Origin of the sequence: Duganella lactea (genome assembly GCF_009857505.1) — a bacterium.
In the GTDB taxonomy this organism is placed as follows: Bacteria; Pseudomonadota; Gammaproteobacteria; order Burkholderiales; family Burkholderiaceae_D; genus Rugamonas; species Rugamonas lactea.
On the sequence record NZ_WWCP01000003.1, the window covers coordinates 14375 to 35177 of the forward strand.

The 20803-nt window shown below is 65.7% G+C and carries 18 protein-coding genes; 12 read left to right on the forward strand and 6 right to left on the reverse strand.

Going from position 1 to position 20803, the window contains the following annotated elements; genetic code table 11:
- Positions 1–3: 3 nt before the first annotated feature.
- Positions 4–1278, reverse strand: a complete 1275-nt coding sequence (locus GTP44_RS04600; protein WP_161018526.1) for an amidohydrolase family protein — start codon at positions 1276–1278, stop codon at positions 4–6.
- A 181-nt stretch (positions 1279–1459) separates the two neighbouring features.
- Between GTP44_RS04600 and GTP44_RS04605 the strand changes: the two genes are divergently transcribed.
- From GTP44_RS04605 to GTP44_RS04620, 4 genes are all read left to right on the forward strand, one after another.
- On the forward strand, positions 1460–1975 hold the full coding sequence (locus GTP44_RS04605) for a phasin family protein (protein WP_161018527.1): 516 nt from the start codon (positions 1460–1462) through the stop codon (positions 1973–1975).
- Between the two features lie 135 nt (positions 1976–2110).
- A complete protein-coding gene (locus GTP44_RS04610; protein ID WP_161018528.1) occupies positions 2111–3865 on the forward strand; it encodes an ABC transporter transmembrane domain-containing protein in 1755 nt (584 codons plus the stop codon).
- The gene (locus GTP44_RS04615) at positions 3855–5633 is read left to right on the forward strand and encodes an ABC transporter ATP-binding protein (RefSeq protein WP_161018529.1); all 1779 of its coding nucleotides are present in this window, start codon (positions 3855–3857) and stop codon (positions 5631–5633) included. The genes GTP44_RS04610 and GTP44_RS04615 overlap by 11 nt, the downstream gene beginning before the upstream one ends.
- Positions 5634–5809: 176 nt before the next feature.
- Positions 5810–7825, forward strand: coding sequence for a tetratricopeptide repeat-containing diguanylate cyclase (locus GTP44_RS04620; protein WP_308494311.1), 2016 nt, complete (start codon positions 5810–5812; stop codon positions 7823–7825).
- 17 nt (positions 7826–7842) lie between these two features.
- Here the strand turns inward: GTP44_RS04620 and GTP44_RS04625 are convergent, their stop codons facing one another.
- Together GTP44_RS04625 and GTP44_RS04630 are read right to left on the reverse strand one after the other, a co-directional pair.
- Positions 7843–8175: an apolipophorin gene (locus GTP44_RS04625; RefSeq protein ID WP_229256356.1), complete on the reverse strand. Its 333-nt coding sequence runs from the start codon at positions 8173–8175 to the stop codon at positions 7843–7845.
- Positions 8176–8260: 85 nt separating this feature from the next.
- Positions 8261–8713, reverse strand: coding sequence for a hypothetical protein (locus GTP44_RS04630; RefSeq protein WP_160989680.1), 453 nt, complete (start codon positions 8711–8713; stop codon positions 8261–8263).
- Between the two features lie 164 nt (positions 8714–8877).
- On the opposite strand from GTP44_RS04630, the gene GTP44_RS04635 reads away from it, so the two are divergent.
- Positions 8878–9933, forward strand: coding sequence for a hypothetical protein (locus GTP44_RS04635; RefSeq protein WP_371867143.1), 1056 nt, complete (start codon positions 8878–8880; stop codon positions 9931–9933).
- A gap of 3 nt (positions 9934–9936) precedes the next feature.
- On the opposite strand, the gene GTP44_RS04640 is transcribed toward GTP44_RS04635, so the two are convergent.
- Positions 9937–10869: a LysR family transcriptional regulator gene (locus GTP44_RS04640; RefSeq protein ID WP_229256786.1), complete on the reverse strand. Its 933-nt coding sequence runs from the start codon at positions 10867–10869 to the stop codon at positions 9937–9939.
- A gap of 110 nt (positions 10870–10979) precedes the next feature.
- Here GTP44_RS04640 and GTP44_RS04645 point away from each other — a divergent pair, with 110 nt between their 5' ends.
- Together GTP44_RS04645 and GTP44_RS04650 are read left to right on the forward strand one after the other, a co-directional pair.
- Entirely contained in the window at positions 10980–11819 is an 840-nt protein-coding gene (locus GTP44_RS04645) for a phytanoyl-CoA dioxygenase family protein (RefSeq protein WP_161018531.1), read from the forward strand.
- A gap of 21 nt (positions 11820–11840) precedes the next feature.
- On the forward strand, positions 11841–12656 hold the full coding sequence (locus GTP44_RS04650; protein ID WP_161018532.1) for a sugar phosphate isomerase/epimerase family protein: 816 nt from the start codon (positions 11841–11843) through the stop codon (positions 12654–12656).
- Here GTP44_RS04650 and GTP44_RS04655 read toward each other — a convergent pair.
- Both GTP44_RS04655 and GTP44_RS04660 read right to left on the reverse strand, forming a co-directional pair.
- Positions 12647–14557, reverse strand: a complete 1911-nt coding sequence (locus GTP44_RS04655) for a CHASE domain-containing protein (RefSeq protein ID WP_202423986.1) — start codon at positions 14555–14557, stop codon at positions 12647–12649. The two genes, GTP44_RS04650 and GTP44_RS04655, sit on opposite strands and share 10 nt — an antisense overlap.
- 2 nt (positions 14558–14559) lie before the next feature.
- Entirely contained in the window at positions 14560–15645 is a 1086-nt protein-coding gene (locus tag GTP44_RS04660; protein WP_161018533.1) for an HD domain-containing phosphohydrolase, read from the reverse strand.
- Positions 15646–15760: 115 nt separating this feature from the next.
- Here GTP44_RS04660 and GTP44_RS04665 point away from each other — a divergent pair, with 115 nt between their 5' ends.
- The 5 genes from GTP44_RS04665 (at position 15761) to GTP44_RS04685 (ending at position 20788) form a co-directional block, all read left to right on the forward strand.
- Complete coding sequence (locus GTP44_RS04665) at positions 15761–16219, forward strand: MarR family winged helix-turn-helix transcriptional regulator (RefSeq protein ID WP_160989400.1); 459 nt, start codon at positions 15761–15763, stop codon at positions 16217–16219.
- 5 nt (positions 16220–16224) lie between these two features.
- Positions 16225–16965: a 2OG-Fe dioxygenase family protein gene (locus tag GTP44_RS04670; RefSeq protein WP_161018534.1), complete on the forward strand. Its 741-nt coding sequence runs from the start codon at positions 16225–16227 to the stop codon at positions 16963–16965.
- Positions 16966–17031: 66 nt separating this feature from the next.
- Positions 17032–18387 carry a hybrid sensor histidine kinase/response regulator gene (locus GTP44_RS04675; protein ID WP_160989402.1) on the forward strand — a complete coding sequence of 452 codons (1356 nt, stop codon included), beginning with the start codon at positions 17032–17034 and terminating at the stop codon, positions 18385–18387.
- 284 nt (positions 18388–18671) lie between these two features.
- A complete protein-coding gene (locus GTP44_RS04680; RefSeq protein WP_160989403.1) occupies positions 18672–19379 on the forward strand; it encodes a CerR family C-terminal domain-containing protein in 708 nt (235 codons plus the stop codon).
- Positions 19376–20788 (forward strand): efflux transporter outer membrane subunit, encoded by a 1413-nt coding sequence (locus GTP44_RS04685; protein WP_161018535.1) that lies wholly within the window; start codon positions 19376–19378, stop codon positions 20786–20788. Before GTP44_RS04680 ends, GTP44_RS04685 begins: the two co-directional genes overlap by 4 nt.
- The last annotated feature ends 15 nt before the right edge of the window (positions 20789–20803 follow it).

Below are 20803 nucleotides of genomic sequence, written 5' to 3' on the forward strand. Positions count from 1 at the left end.
GCCCTAGCGCGTCAGTCGGAAATTGACCTGCTCCGGCCGGCCCGGCAACGTCAGGCGCGCCTGCGCGCGCGGCGACTCGGCGATGATTTTTCCGCGCCGCATCACCATGCGGCGGGCGGCGCGCAGGCGGATCGCCTCCACCGGATCGGTCGCGTCCAGCAGCACCAGGTCGGCGTGGCAGCCGGGGGCGATGCCGTAGCCCTCCAGCCCGAGGATGGCGGCGGGCGTGCTGGTGACGGCGCGGAAACAGTCGCGCATGGCGTCCTGGCCGGTCATCTGCGCCACATGCAGGCCCATCTGCGCGACCTCCAGCATATCGCCCGAGCCCAGGCTGTACCACGGGTCCATCACGCAATCATGGCCGAAGGCGACCGGCACGCCGGCGGCCAGCAGTTCCGGCACGCGCGTCATGCCGCGGCGTTTCGGATAGCTGTCGTGGCGGCCCTGCAGCGTGATGTTGATCAGCGGATTGGCGATGGCGTTGACGCCGGCCTCGCGGATCAGCGGCAACAGCTTGCTGACGTAATAATTGTCCATCGAATGCATCGACGTCAGGTGCGAACCGGTGACGCGGCCATGCAGGCCGAGGCGGTGGCTCTGATAGGCCAGCGTCTCGATATGGCGCGACTGCGGATCGTCGGACTCGTCGCAATGCATGTCCACCATCAGGCCCTGGTCGGCGGCGTATTCGCACAGGATGCGCACCGACTCGGCGCCCTCGGCCATGGTGCGCTCGAAGTGCGGAATGCCGCCCACCACGTCCACGCCCATGGCGATCGCGCGCTTCAGGTTGATCAGCGCGTTGGGCGCGCGCAGCACACCGTCCTGCGGGAAGGCCACCAGTTGCAGATCCAGATACGGCGCGACACGGCGCCGCACCTCCAGCAGCGCCTCCACCGCCAGCAGGCGGTCGTCGCAGATATCAACATGGGAGCGAATCGCCAGCAGGCCGCGCGCCACCGCCCAGTCGCAGTACTGCAGGGCGCGGTCGATCAGCGCCTGCTGCGTCAGATGAGGCTTGAGTTCGCCCCACAGCGCGATGCCCTCCAGCAGCGTGCCGGACACGTTTACGCGCGGCAAGCCGTAGCTCAAGGTCGCGTCCATGTGGAAGTGGGCATCCACGAAAGGCGTACTCAGCAGATCACCAGCGGCGTCGATCTCCTGTGGCGCCCGCACGGCCAAACGCGGGCCGACGGCGACGATGCGGCCCTGCGCGATGGCGACATCGACGCCCCGCTGTCCGTCCGCCAGATTGGCGTTGCGTATCACGACATCCATCCGCGCTCCCGTTGATTTGAAGTAAAACCATTGTAGGCAAATTCATCAAAATACACCAATTGTTGCGTCGCACTAAATGAGATGGCGTGGTATCCGCCCATGCGGAAAAAATAACTTTCCATCGCGATCAATGCTGGCTAGAATGGCCTTATTGCGTTGCATCATAATCTCAGGAGAAATTATGTCATCGATGACCGAGCAGTTTTCCGCAGCGACCAAATCCCAGCTGGAAGCCCAGTTCCACATCCTCAACACGCTGGCCAGCACGGCGGTGGACAGCGCCGAGAAACTCATCGCGCTGAACATCGACACCACCAAGGCCTCGATGGAAAAATCCTCGGCGGCGGCCAAGCAATGGCTGACGCTGAAAGACCCGAAAGAATTCTTCAGCCTGCCGACCGCGCAGCCGGGCGGCTTCGACGCGCTGCTGGCCTACGGACGCGAGCTGTACAGCATCGCCGCCAGCGCCCAGAGCGAGCTGGTCAAGAGCGCCCAAAGCACCTTCCAGCAAGTGACCGAGCTGGCCGCGACCAAGGCCACGGTGGCCACCGTGTCGGCCACGCCGCCGGTGGCGACCGAAGTCGCGGTGGTGCCCAAAGTCGTGAAAGCCAAGCCGGCCGCCGCGCCGATTCCCGAGCAGGCCGAATTCATCGAAGTGAAAGCCCCCGCCAAAGCCGCCCCCAGGCTCAAGAAGTAAAACGGTGTCAGGTCTGACATTCGCACACGGGCTCAACGGCTACGCCGTTGAGCCCGTGTGCGAATGTCAGACCTGACACCCGGTTTTCGTGCATGTTGTATCCTAGCGGGCTACACGCTTTTCGGGGCAATATGCATGTCTAAACTCTCACTGCTGATCGGCGGCTTTGTGCGCCAGCACAGCCGCGCCTATGCTGTGTCCGGCGTCATGCTGGCCGGCGTCGCCGTGCTCAGCATCTGGGTGCCGCGCAAGGTCGGCGCCATGATCGATGACCTGGCCAATCACACGCTGTCCGGCAACGCGCTGCTGACGGAAATCGGCGCGCTGCTGTTGATCGGCCTCGGTATCTATTTCCTGCGCGTCGCCTGGCGCCAGATCCTGTATGGCGCCGCCTATCAGCTCGGCGTGTCGCTGCGCACCCGCCTCTATACCCGCATGACGTTGCAAGGCCCGGCCTTCTATCAGCGCCAGCGCACCGGCGATCTGATGGCGCTCGCCACCAACGATATCGACGCCATCGAGATGGCCGCCGGCGAGGCGATGCTGGCCGGCTTCGACGGCGCCCTGACGCTGGTCATGGTGCTCGGCGTGATGCTGCTCGGCGTCGACTGGCGCCTGGCGTGCATCGCCCTGCTGCCCTTCCCGCTGATGGCGTGGGCGTTCTGGTATATCTCGGGCCATATCCATACCGCGTCCACCGATTCGCTCAAGCGCTTCAGCGCGTTGAACGATCATGTGCAGGAGACGCTGTCCGGCGTGCGCACGCTGCGCGCGCTCGGCCTGGAGCAGCGCAGCGCCAGACAGTTTTCCGAGCTGGCCGCCAACGCGTCCGACGCCAGCCTGCGCGCGCAGGTGTGGGAAGCGGCCTATGAACCGGCGGTCGGCCTGACGCTGACCGCCGCCAGCGGCCTGACGCTGGGCCTGGGCGGCTATCTGATCTGGCATGGTCAGCTGACCGTCGGCGCGCTGACCGCGTTCACCATGTATCTGGGCCAGTTGATCTGGCCGATGTTCGCCGCCGGCTGGGTGCTGTCGCTGATCGAGCGCGGTCGCGCCGCCTGGCAGCGCCTGCACCCGATGCTGGAGACGCCGCTGGCGGTCGACGATCACGGCACGCTGACCTCCGTGCCGGCCGGCCCGATCACGCTGCGCGATGTCGCCTACGCCTACGCCGGTCAGAGCGCGCCGGCCATCAGTGATATCTCGCTGGCGCTCAAGCCCGGCCAGACCCTCGGCCTGGTCGGCCCCACCGGCAGCGGCAAGTCCACGCTGCTGCGCGTGCTACTGCGTCAACTGACGCCGCAACACGGCAGCGTGCAATGGAGCGGTCATCCGCTCGATCAGTACAAGCTGCACGCGCTGCGCGCCGCCATCAGCTGGGTGCCGCAGGAGTCCTTTCTGTTCTCGGCGTCGATCGCCGACAACATCGCGCTCGCCAAACCGGACGCCACGCGCGCGCAGATCGAACACGCGGCCAACCTGGCCGCCATCCACGACGATATCCTGCTGTTCGCCGACGGCTACGAGACGCAGGTCGGCGAGAAAGGCATCACGCTGTCCGGCGGCCAGCGCCAGCGCGTGGCCATCGCCCGCGCGCTGCTGGCCGATAACGATCTGCTGCTGCTCGATGACGCGCTGTCGGCCGTCGATACCGGCACCGAAACGCGCATCCTCCGCCATCTCGAAGAACTGCGCGCGCAACGCCAGGGCCGCAGCGCGGTCATCGCCAGCCACCGCCTCAGCTCCGTGGTCAGCGCCGATCTGATTATCGTGCTGCGCGACGGCCGCGTCACCGAAACCGGCACGCACGAACAACTGCTGGCACTGGACGGCTGGTATGCCAGCCAGTGGCGCTATCAACAATTGGAAGCAAGTCTTGATGAAGCCTGAAGAACAATCCAACGCCGGCCAGATGCGGCGGGCGTTCGCGCTGCTGCGCCGCGCCGCCCTGCCGGACCAGCACCACCTGTCGTGGGCGGTGCTGTGGCTGATCGTCGCCGCGCTGCTGGAGGTGATGGGCCCCATCATGGGCAAGGCGCTGATCGATGAGCACCTGCTGCCGCATCATCTGGACTGGCCGCGCATGGCCGGCCTGCTGGCGGGCCTGGTGCTGACCGGCTGGATCGCCAGCGGCTTGCGCTACCTGCAATTGGTGCGCCTGTCCGGCCTCGCCATGCGCTCGGTAATGCGTCTGCGCGAAATGGTCTACACCCACGTGCTGCTGCTGCCGATGTCGTTCTTCGACCGCGCGATCACCGGCCAGTTGGTCTCGCGCGTCACCAACGACACCGAGGCGGTCAAGAGCCTGTACATCCAGGTGCTGTTCGTGATGCTCGATTCGACCATCGTGTTGATCGGCACCGTCTGCGCCATGGCCTTCCTCGACTGGCGGCTGATGCTGATCGTGCTGGCGCTGCTGCCGGCGGTGCTGCTGATCGTCTGGCTGTATCAGCGCTGGAGCGCGCCAGCGGTCACGCGCGCGCGCGCGCTGCGCAGCGAGATCAATGGCCAGATGGCCGAATCCATCGGCGGCATGAGCGTGCTCCAGGCCAGCAACGCCGAGCAGCGCTTCGGCCAGCGCTTCGCCGCCACCAACCAGGACCACTACACCGCGCGCCTGTCGGAGCTGCGCGCCAACGCCTGGCTGCTGCGCCCCGCGCTGGACCTGTTCAACATCGTGCTGCTGGCCGCCGTGATCTTCCTGTTCGGCCAGCGCGAGATGACCGCCACCGAGGTCGGTATCCTGTACGCCTTCATCAGCTACCTGGCGCGCGTGATCGAGCCGCTGATCCAGATCACCATGCAGTTCAGCCAATTGCAGCAATCGGTGGTGGCCACCGCGCGCGTGGCGACGCTGCTGGCGGAAGGCGCGGCGCAAGAACACGCGGCCGGCGGCGCCACACGCGCGCTTACCCATGACAGCAACGCGCCGGCGGTCGCCATCCGCGCTTTGCACTTCGCCTACAATCCCGGCCAGCCGGTGCTGCACGACCTGTCGCTGGATATCCCGCAAGGCGATTTCATCGGCATCGTCGGCCACACCGGCAGCGGCAAATCCACCTTGCTGTCGCTGCTGCTGCGCTTCTATCCGGCGCCGCACGGCAGCATCCTGATGCACGGCGTGCCGCTGGACGATATCGACAATGAACGCTTCCGCGCCGATGTCGGTCTGGTGCCGCAGGACCCGTTCCTGCTGGCCGCCTCCGCGCGCGAGAATATCGACATGGGCCGTGGCCTGACGCAGCAGCAGATCGAAGCCGCCGCCCGCGCCGCCCACGCGCACGACTTCATCGCCGCGCTGGAGCAAGGCTACGACACGCCGCTGGGCGAAGGCGGCTCGCGCCTGTCGGTCGGCCAGAAGCAGCTGATCGCGATCGCCCGCGCGCTGGCCGGCACGCCGCGCATCCTGTTGCTGGACGAAGCCACCTCGCACATCGATTCGCAAACGGAGCAGATCGTGCAGACCGCGCTGGATGAACTGCGCGGCAAGGTGACGGTGATCGCTATCGCCCACCGCCTGTCGACCATCCGCGACGCCAACCGCATCGTGGTACTGAACCACGGCCGCATCGTGGAAACCGGCGCCCACGAACAGCTGATGCAAATCGACGGCGGTTTGTATCAACGCCTCTACCTGTTGCAACAGCTGGCGGATTAAAGCCGCTATCGTTGTAAAGCCACCGAAAAGCACGCGTTTTAGCGAAAAATCGCGCCGCCCGGGGCTCTCCCGCTTGGGCACGCATATAATTGGCCGGACATGACAAGGCAATATGCGAGGGCGTCAAGTTGGCGGGATCAAGGAACAATGGCTGGTGGCACACGTGGCGGCGCGCCTTGGGGTTCGCCGTCGCCTCGACGCTGATGCTGACGCCGGCCGCCGCGCTGGCCGAGCCCACGCTCAATGAACGCATCCTCGACATCCGCGAGCGCAGCCGCTTCGTGCCCGAGGATGCGCTGGCGGAGCTGCAAAAGCTGCAGCCGGAGCTGGCCACCGCGCCCGCCAACACCCGTGCCGAATTTCTCACCCAGATGAGCGCCGTGCGCCTGCGTCTGGGGCAGAACGACGCGGCGCTGCAGGCGGCGGACCAGGTGATCGCCTTCGGCCAGTCGCTGCACGACAACGTCATCATCGCCAAAGGCATGCTGGCCAGGGCCTACGTGCTGTTCGCCAGGGCAGACGTGGATGCCGCGCACCGCCTCGCCTTCGAGGCCGAGAAACTGGCGCAGACCACCGGCGACCAGGCGCTCAAGGTGCAGGCCACCATCACCGCCGGCCAGGCCTACGCTGAACAAGGCGACTTCCCGGCCGCGCTGTCAACGCTGCAGCGCGCGGTGGACATGGCGCGCCCGCCCGAGGGCGACCGCCTGAGCCTCGCGGCCGCGCTGAACGCGCTGGCCAAGCTGCACACGCAGATGAAGGACTATGACAGCGCCGCCGACACGCTGGCCGAACTGCTGGAGGAAACCGAAAAACTCCACTCGCCGGGCCGCATGGCCATGGCCAAGAACATCGAGTACGGCCTGGCGATCGACGCCGGCCAGCCGCAGCGCGCCCTGCGCGTACTGCAGGAAAGCCTGGCGCTGGGACGCCAGATGGGCGCTGAGCGCATGGTCGGCGTCACGCTGGCCAACCTGGCCGACAGCTACCTGAAACAGCGCGACTATCCACGTGCGGCGCGGTATGCGCAGGAGGCGCTGCTATCGGTGCAAAAGACCGGTGACCAGTCGACCGAGGCGACCGCACGCGCCAATCTCGGTCAGGCCTACGTGGGCATGGGGCGGCTGGCCGAGGGCAAACAACAGTATGAGCTGGGCATGGCGCGCTACGAACAGGAGAACAACAAGCCCGATCTGCAAGTGGTGCTGCGCGAGTACGGCGAAACGCTGGAGCGCGCGGGCGATCTGGCCGGCGCGCTGGCGGCGTATCACCGCGAGCGCGACATCGCCAACGCGCTGTTTGAACAGCGCCGCCAGCAGATCACGCTGGAACTACAGGAAAAGTACGAGGCCGAAAAGAAGCGGCGCCAGATCGAGATGCTGCGCCACGAAAACCAGGTCAAGGGCACCGAGATCGACAACCGCCGCCTGCAGCAGCACGTGTGGTGGCTATTGGCGCTGGTGTTCGCGCTGGCCGCCGCGGTGGTCGGTCTGTTTTACCGCAAGGTGCGCAACACCAATGCGCAACTGAAGGTGAAGAACCTGGAACTGAAGGCGCAGTCCACGCTCGATCCCCTGACCTCGCTGTACAACCGCCGCCACTTCCAGGAATTCATGCGCAGCCTGACGCTGCAGCAGCGGCAAGACGGCATGGTCGGCGCGCTGTTCCTGCTGGACGCCGACCACTTCAAGCAGATCAACGACCGCCACGGCCACGCCGCCGGCGATGCGGTGCTGAAGATGATCGCCGCGAACCTGCGCATCGCGCTGCGCGAGACCGACATGATCGTGCGCTGGGGCGGCGAGGAATTCGTCGCCTTCCTGCCGGCGGTGCAGCGGCACGGCGTGGACGACATCGCGCGCCGCATCTTGCACTGCATCGCCTCGCAGTCGCTGAAGTACGGCGAGCATGAGATCACGGTGAATGTATCGGTGGGCTATGCGCCGTTCCCGCTGGCGCCGGACAATGTGCCGCTGCCGTGGGAGCGCACGGTCAACCTGGTGGACATGGCGCTGTATCTGGCCAAGGCGCATGGACGCAACCGCGCCTACGGCGTGCGCGGCTTCCACAACCTCCATCTGACCTCGATGGAGGCGATCGAACAGGATCTGGAAAGCGCCTGGCGTTCAGGCTTCGTCGACCTGAGCGTGGTGCTGGGCGGCGAAGCGGAGACGCCACCCTCCACGCCCTGACTGGGGCTTACTGGGGCTTACTTCTTCTCGCGTTCCTCGGCGGCGGTCTGCATCTTCTCGCCGGCCTGCTCCAGTTTGCGCCCGGCCTCCTTGGTGGCGTTGTTCAGCGTCTCGCCGGCCTGGTTGGCCGCCTTGTCCAGACGCTGGCTGGTTTCCTTGGCCGCCTCGCTCAACTGCTCGTTGGCTTGCTTGGCGGCGCTGTCGAGCCGCGCGGTGGCCTGTTCGGCCGCCTGGTCCACCTTGCGCCCGGCGCGCTCGGCCGGACCGGCCACGCCCGGATCATCCTTTTTCTGACAGCCACCCAGCAGGGCCAGCGCGGTCAACGTCACTGCGGCATAACGGATCATCATGGTCATCTCCTGAAAGAATGAGTTGTTTCCAGAAGCATACATAACTCCGTCTCCGCGCAGCGCACGTTTTGCCAGACCAGCGGAATTACTCGGCGACGATTTTCTTCGGCGGCGGCGGTGGCGCGAAGTCGATGGTTTCGGATTGCGGCGCGCCGTCCAGCATGTCGGACTGGGTCAGCCATTGCTGCAGCTTTTCCATGCGGCGGATCAGGATGCCCTTGCTGCTGATGTAGCCCACCTGCTCAAAGTTCTCCGGCTTGCTGACCATCTTGGACACGGTCGGCAGGTTCTCCGCCAGCCGCTCGAACGCCTTGCGCGCCTTTTGCTCCCACTTGACCAGGTTGGCCTCGTTGAAGCGGTTGCTCTCGTAGTAAATGGTTAGCGTTCGGTCATGATTGCCATAACCGACAATCGCCGCCCCCATGCGCACCGTCTCCAGCACGTCGGCCTTGATCGACGCGGTCGGCACAAACAATGCGGCGCGGCCGGTGCTATCCGGTCGCTCCAGCGGCAAATCCTGTCCCATCACTCTGGTCATCATGCTTCCTGTCTTGTCGCCACGGAGTTGCTGCTAGGCTATTTTTTTTCATTCTATCTCGCCAACATAAGCAAGACAAGGAGAATGCGCAGCACCGTGGTACGGGCGACAACTCCCTTAACAACTCCCTTATAATGCGGGCTGATCTTTTTAACCGCCGCAGCATGATGTCCTCCCCCTCCCGTTTTGGCGCCATTCCCGAAGCCGCCGTCGACCAGGCCGAACGCCATCTGCGCGACACCCTCGGCATCGCCCTCGCCCACCGCGCCCCGCACGCCGCGCTGATCGTCTACGACACCCGCACCGACCTGAATCGCGCGCTGACCGAAGCCTACCGCCGCGCCGCGCCCGACGCCGAGTTCATCGACTTCGACAGCACCACGCCGGCGGTCATCCTCGCCGCGTTTGAGCGCCTGCGCGCCGGCGACCTGGTGGTGCTGGTGCAGTCGACCAGCTTCCGCATGGACGCCTACCGCATCCGCATCGAGCTATTCAAGCGCGGACTGAAAGTGATCGAGCATGTGCACCTGTCGCGCATGCCGGGCGAGCAAGGACTGCACTACATCGCCTCGCTGGCCTACGATCCATCGTACTATCGCGGCGTCGGCCACGCGCTGAAGACGCGCATCGACGGCGCCCAACGTGGCGTGGTCGATAGCGGCGACGGCGCGCAACTGGTGTTCGCGTCGCCGTTCGAACCGGCCAAGCTGAATATCGGCGACTACAGCGGCATGACCAATGTCGGCGGACAGTTCCCGCTGGGCGAGGTGTTCACCGAAGCAAAAGATCTGGAAGCGGTCAGCGGAAGCGCGCGCATCTTCGTGTTCGGCGACACCCAATTCCTGGTCAACAAGCCGGCCACGCCGATCACCATCATCGTCGACAAAGGCCGCGTGGTCGGCGCCGAAAACAGCACGCCGGAATTCGACCAGATGCTGTCCATCATCCGCGCGCACGAAGGCGAGGTATGGCTGCGCGAACTGGGCTTCGGCATGAACCGCGCCTTCACGCGCGAGCACATGGTGGACGACATCGGCACCTATGAGCGCATGTGCGGCATCCACCTGTCGCTGGGCGCCAAGCATGGCGTCTACACCAAGCCACAGCTGAAGCGCAAGGACGCCCGCTACCACATCGACGTTTTCGCTGTCACCGATGGCGTCTACCTGGATGAGACGCGCGTGTACCGCGACGGCAGCTGGAACCTGCCACCTCCTTAACAACTAAATCAGCAACCCGCTGTCGCTCAGCGCCCGGTCCCATGGCGGCACGGGATGGTATTCGGCCACCAGGAAGTCGATCAGCGCGCGCACCTTGGGAGATGGCTGGCGACTGGCGGGATACAGCGCGCTGAGATGATTCAGCGGCAGTTCCCAATCGCTCAACACCGGCACCAGCGTGCCTTCCATCAGGCTGCGCCAGGCCAGGAAGGTGGTGTTGTAGACGATACCAAGCCCTTGCTGTGCGGCCTGCTGCAGCACCATGCCGTTGTTGGCGGTGAAGGCGGCCGGCACGCGCACCGATTGCTGTTCCTCGCCGCGCGTGAAATGCCATTGGGTGCCGTCGGTCAGGTGACTGAAGTGCAGGCAGCGGTGCTGCCGCAATTCCTGCGGCGTGGCCGGCGTGCCGTGCCGCGCGAGGTACGACGGCGATGCACACAGCACGCCGCGGCATGGCGCCAGCGGACGCATGGCCAGCGCGTGCACGTCCGGTATGCCACCCACCCGGATCGTCAGGTCGAAACCGTGTTTGATCGGATCGAGCAACGCGTCATCCACAAACAGCATCGGCTCCAGCAAGGGATGCTGCAAGGCGAAGCGCGCCACCGCGCCGGACAGCCACTCGCTGCCGAAACTCGACGGCGCCTGTATCCGCAGCGGCCCGGCCAGCTCGTCGCCGACCTGCGCCACCACCCGCGCCGCTTCCCGCGCTTGCGACACGGTCGCCGTGCACGGCGCCAGATAGGCCTGGCCGACATCGGTCAGGCTGACTTCGCGCGTGGAGCGGTGCAGCAGCCGCGCGCCCAGCTTGTCCTCCAGCTGCAAGATGTGCTTGCTGACCATGGCGCGCGTCAGGCCCAGCCGGCGGCCGGCCTCGCTGAAGCTGCGCAGCCTTGCCACTTCCACAAAAATTTCCATTGCCCGTAGCTGATCCATGCAGCGATTGTCGCCATTTCAGCGACAATGTGTCAACCTTTTGCCGATTGTGACGCCCCGGACAGCCCCGTAAAATGCGCTATATCAAATATCCCGCCATGGAGCCAGACATGCTGACAGACGCACAAAAACAACAGTATCAACGCGATGGCTACATCGTGATCCCCGGTTTCAAGAGCGCCGGGGACATCGCCAAACTGCGCGCCCGCGCCGCGGAGATTGTCAACGATTTCGACCCGAGCGCCCAATCCGGCATCTTCAGCACCATCGAGCAGGAAAAAACCACCGACGATTACTTCCTCGGCTCGGACAACACCATCCGCTGCTTCTTCGAGGAAGAAGCCTTCGGCGCGGACGGCAAGCTGAAACAGGCCAAGGAACTGTCGATCAACAAGATCGGCCACGCCATGCACGATCTGGACCCGGCCTTCCGCGCCTTCACCGCCGATCCGCGCCTGGAACAGCTGGCGCGCGACGTCGGCCTGGCCTATCCCAAAGTCTGGCAGTCGATGTACATCTTCAAGCAGCCGGGCATCGGCGGCGAGGTGCGCTGGCACCAGGACGCGACCTATTTCGACACCGATCCGGTCAGCGTGACCACCTTCTGGTTCGCGCTGGAAGACGCGACGCTGGACAACGGCTGCATGTGGGCCGAACCGGGCGGCCATCGCGGCCCGATGCGCGAGCGCTTCCTGCGCAACGGCGACGACGTGCGGATGGAAAAACTGAGCGATATGCCATGGCCGGGCGACAGCACCGCCGTGCCGCTGGAATGCAAGGCCGGTAGCCTGGTATGCTTCCACGGCCTGCTGCCGCACTACAGCGCGCCGAACCGCTCGCCGGTCTCGCGCCACGCCTACACGCTGCACGTGACCGACGGCGCCACCCGCTACTCGCCGCAAAACTGGATTCAGCGCGACGACAAACTGCCGGTACGCGGCTTCCTCTAACGTCGTTCCCGCGCAGACCCTATGCAAATCAAAATTTTCGCCGCCCAGTGGGGCAACAACGAGCTGCCGGCGCCGGTCTTCATCGAGCGCGTAAAGGCCGCCGGTTTCGACGGCATCGAGATGTCGTTGCCGCTGGACGCCGCGCAGCGCGACGACTGGACGCGCCAGATCGCCGACGCCGGCCTGGACCTGATCGTCGCCCAGTGGGAGACGGTGTTCCATCCAAGCTTCGCGCCACACAAGGCGGCGCTGGCCGAACTGCTGCACAACGCCTGCGCCGCCAAACCGCTGCACGTGAACTCGCACACCGGCAAGGACTACTTCACGCCGGAGCAGAACCGCGAACTGCTGGAACTGGCGGCCGACATCGCACGCCAGCACGGCGTGCCGATTGTCCACGAGATCCACCGCAGCCGCTTCAGCGGCCACCCGATGCTGCTGCTACCCTATCTGCGGCACATGCCCGAGCTGCGGTTGACGGCCGACCTGTCGCACTGGTGCTGCGCCTGCGAATCGCTGCTGGAAGACCAGCCGGAGACGCTGGCGCAAACCCTGCCACACGTGCGCCACATCCACGCCCGCGTGGGGCACCCGCAAGGTCCGCAGGTGAGCGACTTCCGCGCGCCGGAAGCGCGGGCCGCGTTGGCAGCGCACCTGTCGTGGTGGGATGAAGTGATCCGTCTGCGCCGCGCCGCCGGCGCCGCCGTGATGACGCTGACGCCGGAATTCGGTCCGGCGCCCTACACCCAAACGCTGCCCTACACGCAGCAGCAAGTGTCGGACCCGTGGCAGCAGAATGTGGCGATGCTGCAGTTGCTGCGCCAGCGCTACGCCTGAAGCGCTTCCTCTTCGCGCGCCGGTGACAGGGGCAGCACCAGCAGCACGCTGGTGCCCGCCGCCGGCACCGACTCCACGCGGATCGTCCCTTTCAGCACGCTGGTCACAATGTTATAAACGATATTCATCCCCAGCCCGGAACCGCCCTGTCCCATCTTGGTGGTGAAGAAGGGATCGAATATCTTGTGCAGCACCACGTCGCTCATGCCGACGCCGTTGTCCTTCAGCTGCAGCAACACCAGGTCCTTGCCTTCGCGCCGCGCGCTGACCGTCAGCGCGCCGCTCTCGCGGCCGTCGAAACCGTGCAGCAGCGTGTTGCCGATCAAGTTGCTGAGCACCTGGCTCAAACTGCCAGGGTAGGAATCGAACGCCAGATCGGCCGGCACGTCCACCGTCACCGTGCACGACGCGCGCCGCAGCTGCGCCGCATAGGTGGCCAGCGTGTCGTGCACCACGTCGTCGAGCCGGAAGCGGCGCCGCTGGCCGCTGGCCTGGTCCACCGCCACCTGCTTGAAGGACGTGATCAGGTCCGCCGCGCGCGTCAGCGAGCTGGCCATGATGTCGCAGGCCTTGCGCGCGTCGCTCAGATGCGCTTCCAGCGCCGAGCGTTTGACGCCGCCGCCATCCTGCAGCCGACGCTCGAAGTCGCGCACCATGTCACTCAGCGAGGTGGCCGTCAGCAGGCTGTTGCCGATCGGCGTATTCAGTTCGTGCGCGACGCCGGCCACCAGCGCCCCCAGCGACGCCATCTTCTCCGAGGTTTGCAGATTGGTCTGCGCCTGCTTCAGCGTGGCCACCACGCGCGACAGATCGTTGCGCGCCTGTTCCGCCTGATGCTTCTGGCTTTCCAGCTCTTTCAGGCTGCCTTCCAGCCCGGCACGCGCATCGGTTTCGCGCCGGTTGGTCACCAGCAGCGCCGCGATCAGCCCGCTGATGATCACGCCGGCGATGCCGATCAGCAGCACCGGCAGCTGCGAGCGCCCATAGCGCACGCCGGAACGGCCCTCGAACTTGATGATCCAGTTGCGCTGTCCCACCGGCAGCACGGTTTGCGCGGTCAGCCCCGGCACGGCGTCGGCGCGCTCCTGGTGCGTTTCCACCTTGCCGTCGCTGTCGAACAGCAGCGTGTCGGCGCCGGGCGGCGGCGCTTTGCCGTTCTGGAAGCCGCCATCCTCGATGCGCACGTGCAGATGCTCCAGCAGCGCCGGATCGATCACCTCGCGCATCAGCACATTGACACGGAAAACAATCGCCACAAAGCCGAACAGCGCCTCGCGCCGCTGCGCCGTGGTCTCCACCGGCATGCCGCCGCGGTACACCGGCGCGCGCGCCACGAAGCCAGGTTCGCCGGTGGCGTCCTGCACCAGCGTGATGCGCTCGGTGGCGACGATCTCGCCGGTATCGCGCCCCAGCTCCAGCGCTTTCAGATGCTGCGGCAGCGCCGACAGGTCGAGCCCAAAGGCGTTCTCGTTGTCCTTCATCGGCTCGTTGTAGTCGATGATGTAGTGCAGCGGACGGCGGCTGGCCGGGTGCACGTGAAAGTCGGGATAGCCGTCGCGCTTGACGCCTTCGACAAACGCCGCCAGTTCGGCCTCCGACACCACGCGCACAAACTGCAAGGACTGATAGCCGGGATAGCGCTTGGCGATCTGCAGCTCGCTGACGAAACGCCGGAACTGGCGCCGATCAATACGGTCGTTGATGGCGTACATGCCCTTCATGCCCTGCAGCGAATCGGCGTAGATTTGCAAGCGGGTTTGCGTGTCGCGCGCCACCTGCTCGGTGTCGCGCTGGAAGCCGGCCCGCACCTGCTGCTTCTGCTGCTCTTCCATGACGAAATAGCAGGTCCATGCTGTCAGGCAGATGCCGACAAAGAACGCCAGGTAACCGCGAGCGCGCATGATCAGGTGGCGGGATCGCTATACCGGCTGGCGATGGCCATGAACTCCAGCTCCACCGTCAACATCGCATCGACCACGTCCGGATCGAAATGTTCGCCACTGCCCTGCCGTATCATCTCCATCGCGGTTTCGTGGGTGAAGGCCGGTTTGTAGACGCGCCGGGAAATCAGCGCGTCGTACACGTCGGCCACCGCCATCAGGCGCGCCGACAGCGGAATCGCCTCGCCGCGCAGGCCTTGCGGGTAGCCGGAGCCGTCGTACTTCTCCTGGTGAGAGTAGGTGATCTCGCGCGCGTAGCGCAGGAAGGTGTTGGTGTAGCCCAGCGCGTGTTCGACGTTGGCGATGGCGTCGCGGCCGTACACCGTGTGCAGCTTCATGACGTCGAATTCGGCGTCGGTCAGGCGCTCCGGCTTGAGCAGGATGGCGTCCGGGATCGACACCTTGCCGATGTCGTGCAGCGGCGCCGCCTTGAACAGCGCCTTGATATTGGCGTCGCTCAGCTCCTCCTCGAAGCGCGGGTGCGACCGCAGCTGGCGCGCCAGCGCGCGCACATAGTGCTGCACGCGGCGCAGGTGGTTGGCGGTTTCGTATTCGCGCGTTTCGGCCAGCGACGCCAGCGCCCAGATCATCGCGTCGAGCATCTGACTCAGTTCCAGCGTGACCTCTTCCACCACGTGCTCCAGCAGGTTGCGCTGCTGCTTGAGCAGCTCGCGCGAATGGCATAGCTGCAGGTGCGTGTCGACCCGCGCGCGCAACTCCTCTGCCTGTACCGGCTTGAGCACCACGTCGGCGGCGCCGTGCCCGAAGGCGCGCCGCGCGTCCGGCTCGCGCTGCAGGACAATGACCGGGATGTCGGCTGTATCCGGGCTGGACTTGAGCTGCTGGCAGACGCCGTAGCCGTCGATCAGCGGCAGGTGCGCATCCAGCACCACCAGTTGCGGGCGTGGCACCTGCTGCATCAGGTCCAGCGCGGCGCGGCCGGTGTTGGCCAGCCGCACTTCGTAGTGATCCTCCAGCATGCCGTTCATCTGGATCAGGTTGTCCGAAGCATCATCGACGATCAGTACGATGGCTTTTTTGACATTCATGCGCCGCTGCTCCCTGTATGTGCTTACCAACATCATAACCGAGCGGATTTACCTACTGAAACTATTTTCGCCGCCCTCGCTTGCAATTATATAGCACGCTACCTATACTAGGGACATGGACAATCAAACGCACCCCACCTCTGCCGTCCCGCAACTGGACGGCCAACTCTGCTTCGCCCTGTATTCGACCTCGCTGGCGATGAGCAAGCTCTACCGCAAGCTGTTGCGCGGCCTGGGGCTGACCTACTCGCAGTACCTCGTGATGATGGTGCTGTGGGAAAAGAACGAACTGACCGTATCGGAAGTCGGCGAACGCCTGTTCCTCGACTCTGCCACGCTGACGCCGCTGCTCAAGCGCATGGAGGCGGCCGAGCTGCTGACCCGCACCCGCGCCGCCAACGACGAGCGCCAGGTCATCATCAAGCTGACGCCGCACGGCGACGCGCTGCGCCACGAGGCGGCCAAGCTGCCGCCTTCCATCCTGCAAGCGACGCAATGCACGCTCGACCAGGTGGTCGGCATGAAAGAGCAGCTCGACCAGCTGCGCGCCAGCCTGATGGCCTCCGCCGGTTGAGCGCGATGAGCACGCCGATCTACACCGCGCTGGCCGACGCCGCCACCGCCCTGCGCCAGCAAGGCTACGCCTTGCTGCAACCCGACGATGTGGCCACGCTGGCCGGCCTGCCACTGGCCACGCTCGACGCGCTGATCCCCAGCTGGGACACGCTGGCGCTGGACAACTACCTGAAGGACGGCGGCCGCTACCGGCGCCGGCGCCACGCCTGCTTCGTGCAGCAGGACCGCGCGCTGACGCCAACGCCGCACCGCGCGCACTGGCAGCCGCTTGAATACAACGCCCTGCACGGCGGCATGCACCGGCTGTTCGAGCCGGTGCTGCCGCTGACGGTGGCGCAGCCGGCGTGGCCGGCGCTGATCACCGCCATCGGCCGTTTGTGCAGTGCGGCACGCGACCGCGCCGCGCCGTGGTATGTGGAGGCGCACCAGTTCCGCATCGACACCGCCGACGGCATCGGCCGGCCGACGCCGGAAGGCGCGCACCGTGACGGCGTCGACTTCGTCGCCGTGATCCTGATCGCCCGCGACGGCGTCAAGGGCGGCGAGACGCGCGTGTTCGAGGCCAACGGCCCGAACGGCAAGCGCTTCACGATGACTGCGCCATGGACCTTGTTGCTGCTGGACGACGCCGCCGTCATCCACGAGTCGACGCCGATCCAGCCGCTGGGATGGCACGGTCACCGCGACACGCTGGTGCTGACCTGGCGCGCCGGCGGCTTCCAGGGCGAGGAAACTGCCGCCTAAGGGTTCCCCTGCATGGGGTAATCCGATATAGTTGGTGCTGCCAACTATGCAACAGGAGGGTGGTCTGTGGACACCAGCTACGAAATACAGCCCGATGAAATAGAAATTCTGATCGTCGAAGACAGTCCCACCCAGGCCGAACGTCTGCGTCGTCTGATCCAGTCGATGCGCTACAACGCCCGCGTGGCGCCCAACGGCCGGCTGGCGCTGGAGGCGATCCGCGAGCGCAAGCCGCACCTGGTGCTGTCCGACATCGTCATGCCGGAGATGGACGGCTACACGCTGTGCCGCGCCATCAAGGCCGATCCGGAGCTGCGCGAGATCCCGGTGATCCTGGTCACCTCGCTGATGGACCCGAAGGACATCATCCGCGGCATCGAGTGCGGCGCCGACAACTTCATCCGCAAGCCCTACGCCGAAGACTATCTGCTCAACCGCATCGGCCACATGCTGATGAACCAGAAGCTGCGCAAGAACCAGAACATGGAGATCGGCATCGCCCTGTATCTGGGCGAGCAGAAGCACTTCATCAACGCCGACCGCCAGCAAATCCTCGACCTGCTGATCTCCACCTATGAGCAGGCGGTGCAGGTCAACAGCGAGCTGCAGGCGCGCGAGCGCCAGGTGATCGAACTCAATATGCGGCTGGCGCACCACGCCGGCGAGCTGGAAACCATCAACCGCGAAATCGCGCTGAAGAACCTGGAGCTGGCCGAGGCCAGCCGCATGAAGTCGGCCTTCATCGCCAACATGTCGCACGAGCTGCGCACGCCGCTCAACGCCATCATCGGCTTCACCGGCGCGCTGCTGATGAAGCTGCCCGGCCCGCTGACACCGGAACAGGACAAGCAGCTCAACACCATCCGCACCAGCGCGCGCCACCTGCTGTCGCTGATCAACGACATCCTCGACGTCGCCAAGATCGAGGCCGGCAAGGTCACGCTGGAGCTGGAGTCGGTGCAGTGCCAGGACATCGTCAAGGACGTGGTGGACACGCTGCGCCCGCTCGCGGTGCAAAAGAATCTGAAGCTGGAGACGGCGCTGGCCGATCCGGCCATCGTGCTGGAAACCGACCGCCGCGCGCTGACGCAGATCCTGCTCAACCTGGGCAACAACGCCATCAAGTTTACCGAGACCGGCACGGTGCGCCTGACGCTGGCCGAAAGGCCGGGGGAGAACGGCGCCAAGGGCAGCATCGAATTCTCGGTGGCCGACAGCGGCGCCGGCATCCGCGAGGAAGACCAGGCCAAGCTGTTCCAGGCCTTCTCGCAGCTGGACTCGACCTCGACCCGCCACGCCGAGGGCGCCGGCCTCGGGCTGTACCTGTGCCAGAACCTGGCCAATCTGCTCGGCGGCACGCTGTTCTTCAAGAGCGACTTCGGCCAGGGCAGCACCTTCACGCTGGCGTTGCCGGTGAAATGACGGTTTTAGCCCTGTCAAGATGACCGTAATGACAACGTAATTCTACGCTATTGCAGTGCAACATAAAGAGGGGTATAGTTGGAACTGTCTCCTCCAACCGTTCGCTGAACATTGGAATTCAACCCGCCACCATCAAGGTCGCGGGTTTTTTTTTGCCCGCGTTTTTCCCTTTCCCGCAATATTTTCAAACGGCTAACGTCTACAGCGCTGACACCTTTCAGCAATAAATTAAACAATCGATTTAGTTATATCATTTGTTTGGATTATGTGATGTAATCGCCGCCATGAACGCTAAACCTACCCAACCTACGCCCCACGATCCCAGCCAGCCAGCCGACGACGGCCGCAAGCCCCGTTCGGACGGCGAGCAGTCGCGCGAGCGGCTGCTGCAGGCGGCCATGCGGCTGTTCGGCGAACAGGGCTTCTCCAAGACTTCGACGCGCGAGATCGCCCAGGCGGCCGGCGCCAACGTGGCCGCCATCAGCTACTACTTCGGCGACAAGGCCGGCCTGTACCAGGCTTGCTTCACCGCCGTCTGCACGCCGGTGGAAAACAACATCGCCCTGTTCGATCAGCCGCACTTCACGCTGCGCGAATCGCTGCGCGGCTTCTACCAGCAGATGGTGGCGCCGCTGATGGCCGGCGCCGACGCCGAGGTGCTGCTGCGTCTGTTCTTCCGCGAGATGCTGGAGCCGACCGGCTTGTGGCAGCGCGAAATCGAGGTCAACCTCAAACCCGAGCACATGGCGCTGGCCGGCGTGCTGTGCCGCCATCTGGGGCTGGAGCAGCCGGATGAACGCGTGCATCTGCTCGGGTACGCGCTGGCGGCGATGTGCCTGCAAATGCTGATCGGGCGCGATGTGGTCAACGCGATCACGCCCAACCTGATGTCCGGCCCGGAGGCGATCACCACCTGGGTCGAGCAACTGACCGGATTTGCGGAAACGCTGGTGCTGGCGGAAAAAACCAAACTTCAACAAGGGAAAGCATGAGTATCTTTTTACGCGCGACGGCGTTGGCCGTCGCCGCGACGCTGGGCGGCTGCGCGGTGCAGGGTCCGGCGCGGCAGGTGGCGTCGCTGGCGCCCCAGCAGTGGCAGGCGCCATTGCCGCACAACGGCAGCCAGGCCAATCTCGCCGCCTGGTGGCGCGGCCAGTCCGACGATTTACTGGCGCAGCTGATCGAGTCGGCGCAGGCGGTCAGCCCGAGCGTGGCGACGGCGGCGGCGCGCATCGCGCAGTCGCGCGCGGAGCGTGTGGCCGCCGGCGCGGCGCTGGCGCCGAACGTCGACGCGGCGGCGTCGGTCAGCCGCGCCAACCAGCAGTCGGCCATGCCGATGGGGACCACGTCGCAGGCGGCCTTCAACGCCTCGTGGGAGATCGATATTTTCGGCGCCAACCGGGCGGCGCGCGATGCGGCGCAGGCGCGCATGGAAAGCGCGCACGCCGGCTGGCATGATGCGCGTGTGTCGGTGGCGGCGGAGGTGGCGAATCAGTACTACGGCTTGCGCGCCTGCGAGCAGTTGCTGGCGGTGGCGCAACAGGATGCGCGCTCGCGCGCCGACACCGCGCGCCTGACCGAGTTGAGCGCCGGCGCCGGCTTCGAATCGCCCGCCAGCCTGGCGCTGGCGCGCGCCAGCGCCGCCGATGGCAACAGCCGCTATCTGGCGCAACGCGCCGCCTGCGACATCGACGTCAAAGTATTGTCCGCGCTGAGCGCCGTGGCCGAGCAGGAGCTGCGCCGCAAGCTGGCCGCCGCCACGCCGGCCATCGCCGCGGTGGCGCCGGCCATCGCGATTCCCGCGCTGCCGGCGGCCACGTTGAGCCAGCGCCCGGACGTGTTCACCGCCGAACGCGAAGTGGCCGCGGCCAGCGCCGATGTCGGCAACGCCGAGGCGCAGCGCTATCCGCGCCTGTCGCTGTCGGGCGCCATCGGTGTCGCCAACTTCCGCAGCGACGGCGAAAACACCAAGACCGACACCTGGACCATCGGCCCGGTCGCGCTGTCGGTGCCGGTGTTCGACGCCGGCCGCCGCCGCGCCAACGTCGAATCGGCCAAGGCCCGCTACGCCGCCGCCGTGGTCAGCTACCGCGCCACCGTGCGCCAGGCCGTCAGCGAAACCGAACAGGCGCTGGTGAACCTTGACAGCACCGCCGCCCGCGCCGGCGACGCGCAAACCGCGCTGCAAGGCTATCGCGCCAACTACGCCGCCGTCGATGAGCGCTACAAGAACGGTATGGCCAGCCTGTTCGAGCTGGAAGACGCGCGCCGCACGCGCCTGGCCGCCGAACAAACCGTGATCAACCTGCAGCGCGAACGCAGCGCCGCCTGGGTGGCCCTATACCGCGCCGCCGGCGGTGGCTTCACCGCGCCCGCCGTACCGATGGCCGTCGCCAACTAACCTTCTTCGCTCACT

Bases quoted from the DNA above. Each gene is read 5' to 3' on its own strand.
- GTP44_RS04655 (WP_202423986.1), bottom strand. From the start codon at position 14,557: ATGCGCGCTCGCGGTTACCTGGCGTTCTTTGTCGGCATCTGCCTGACA.
- GTP44_RS04650 (WP_161018532.1), top strand. From the start codon at position 11,841: ATGCAAATCAAAATTTTCGCCGCCCAGTGGGGCAACAACGAGCTGCCG.
- GTP44_RS04640 (WP_229256786.1), bottom strand. From the start codon at position 10,869: ATGGATCAGCTACGGGCAATGGAAATTTTTGTGGAAGTGGCAAGGCTG.
- GTP44_RS04630 (WP_160989680.1), bottom strand. From the start codon at position 8,713: ATGACCAGAGTGATGGGACAGGATTTGCCGCTGGAGCGACCGGATAGC.
- GTP44_RS04615 (WP_161018529.1), top strand. From the start codon at position 3,855: ATGAAGCCTGAAGAACAATCCAACGCCGGCCAGATGCGGCGGGCGTTC.
- GTP44_RS04680 (WP_160989403.1), top strand. From the start codon at position 18,672: ATGAACGCTAAACCTACCCAACCTACGCCCCACGATCCCAGCCAGCCA.
- GTP44_RS04600 (WP_161018526.1), bottom strand. From the start codon at position 1,278: ATGGATGTCGTGATACGCAACGCCAATCTGGCGGACGGACAGCGGGGC.
- GTP44_RS04660 (WP_161018533.1), bottom strand. From the start codon at position 15,645: ATGAATGTCAAAAAAGCCATCGTACTGATCGTCGATGATGCTTCGGAC.
- GTP44_RS04610 (WP_161018528.1), top strand. From the start codon at position 2,111: ATGTCTAAACTCTCACTGCTGATCGGCGGCTTTGTGCGCCAGCACAGC.
- GTP44_RS04605 (WP_161018527.1), top strand. From the start codon at position 1,460: ATGTCATCGATGACCGAGCAGTTTTCCGCAGCGACCAAATCCCAGCTG.
- GTP44_RS04625 (WP_229256356.1), bottom strand. From the start codon at position 8,175: ATGATGATCCGTTATGCCGCAGTGACGTTGACCGCGCTGGCCCTGCTG.
- GTP44_RS04670 (WP_161018534.1), top strand. From the start codon at position 16,225: ATGAGCACGCCGATCTACACCGCGCTGGCCGACGCCGCCACCGCCCTG.
- GTP44_RS04665 (WP_160989400.1), top strand. From the start codon at position 15,761: ATGGACAATCAAACGCACCCCACCTCTGCCGTCCCGCAACTGGACGGC.
- GTP44_RS04685 (WP_161018535.1), top strand. From the start codon at position 19,376: ATGAGTATCTTTTTACGCGCGACGGCGTTGGCCGTCGCCGCGACGCTG.
- GTP44_RS04645 (WP_161018531.1), top strand. From the start codon at position 10,980: ATGCTGACAGACGCACAAAAACAACAGTATCAACGCGATGGCTACATC.
- GTP44_RS04635 (WP_371867143.1), top strand. From the start codon at position 8,878: ATGATGTCCTCCCCCTCCCGTTTTGGCGCCATTCCCGAAGCCGCCGTC.